A 1,513-nucleotide genomic window follows, 5' to 3' on the forward strand; every position below is an offset into this window, starting at 1 on the left:
TGTCCGTGTGAACGGCGGGCCGGTGCTTGACTGCATGCAAGAGGCAACGGACAACATGACCGTCGAACCCTTGCACCTCCCCGTGAAAAAGGACCTCATCACTGACCTCATCCCGCGGCTCTCCGAGATGGCGCACCTGATACCGAAGGACAAACCCGTGATCCCGGCAAAGGAGGATATCGACGCCATCAAGCCCCTGCGGGACTGCATCGAATGCCTTGCCTGCGTCTCGGTCTGCCCCGCGGTGGACGTGACGAAGTTCCTCGGCCCCACCGCGATGCGGCAGGAGCTGCGCCTTGCCCTCGATCCCCGCGACAGCGGCGACCGGATCCCGGACGCGGTCCGGGACGGGCTTTTTACCTGCACCTCCTGCCAGGCCTGCTGGAAGGCATGCCCGAAGGATATCGAGATCCCCGGAAATGCCATCGCGAAGCTCCGGGCCCGGGCCAACAAACAGGGCCTGACCCTGCCCCCGCACCTGGTGTCCGCGCCCCCTGCCCCCCAGACCGTCCACTCCTTGCCCCCGACCCCCACCCCGTTCCCCGAACAGGTCGGGGAGGTCACAGCCCCGTCCGGCCCGGTCAAGGCAACGGTCGGGTTCTTTGTCGGCTGCATGTACAATCTCCGGCAGCAGCAGTCGGCCCTTGACGCGATGGAGGTGCTGAAGCGAAACGGCATCCGCATCATCATCCCCAAAGACCAGGTCTGCTGCGGATCGCCGCTCATCCGCACAGGGCAGCTCGATTACGTGGACGAGCTCAAGATGAAGAACATCGACGTCTTCCGATCGCGGGGCATCGATACCGTGCTCACCATGTGCGCCGGCTGCGGTTCCACGCTCAAGAACGATTACCCGGCAGACAAGCCGTTTACGGTCATCGACATCAACGAGCTCTTCACCAAATACGGCATCGAGGCACCGGCAAAACTTGGCATCCGGGCAACGTACCACGACCCCTGCCACCTGATGCGGGGTCAGGGTGTTCATGACCAGCCCCGCGAGCTGGTCCGGCAGGTGGTTGATCTCGTGGAGATGCCGTCCATCTGCTGCGGCTCGGGCGGCGGCGTCCGGTCCGGGAATCCCGAAGAGGCGGCAGCCCTCGGGAAGCGGAGGGGCGAGGAGATCACAAAGACCGGTGCGGAGGTTGTCATCACCTCCTGCCCGTTCTGCGAGTTCCATATTGCCGGTCACACGGACAAGCCGGTGAAGCATGTTGTCTCGGTGCTGCTGGATGGGTACCGGGAGAAGGACCGGAAGGCCGGGAAGAAGTAGGGATTTTTCTTTTTCCGACTGGTCCATCAGAACCAGGAGGACGAGAAGAACTCGCAAGAGTTCTTCGGAAAAACAGATCGGCAAGAATAGTACCGATTCAATGTTTGTTTTTTCAACTCATTCGTCCTTTCGAATAGCACCGGGTTCATGAGTCCTTCGTTATGGCCCGCCAAAAGTATTCATATTTACAATGCTTACAGTATGATCATATGGCCGCAGTAAAGCGTATACCGGTAACAG

1 protein-coding gene is annotated in these 1,513 nt (G+C 60.7%); it reads left to right on the forward strand.

Going from position 1 to position 1,513, the window contains the following annotated elements; genetic code table 11:
* On the forward strand, nt 1-1,273 hold a 1,273-nt coding region (gene tfrB, locus CW742_RS12670), incomplete at its 5' end, for a fumarate reductase (CoM/CoB) subunit TfrB (protein WP_292420910.1).
* Between the last annotated feature and the right edge of the window lie 240 nt (nt 1,274-1,513).

It is taken from the genome of Methanoregula sp., from assembly GCF_002835825.1.
GTDB lineage: Archaea > Halobacteriota > Methanomicrobia > Methanomicrobiales > Methanospirillaceae > Methanoregula.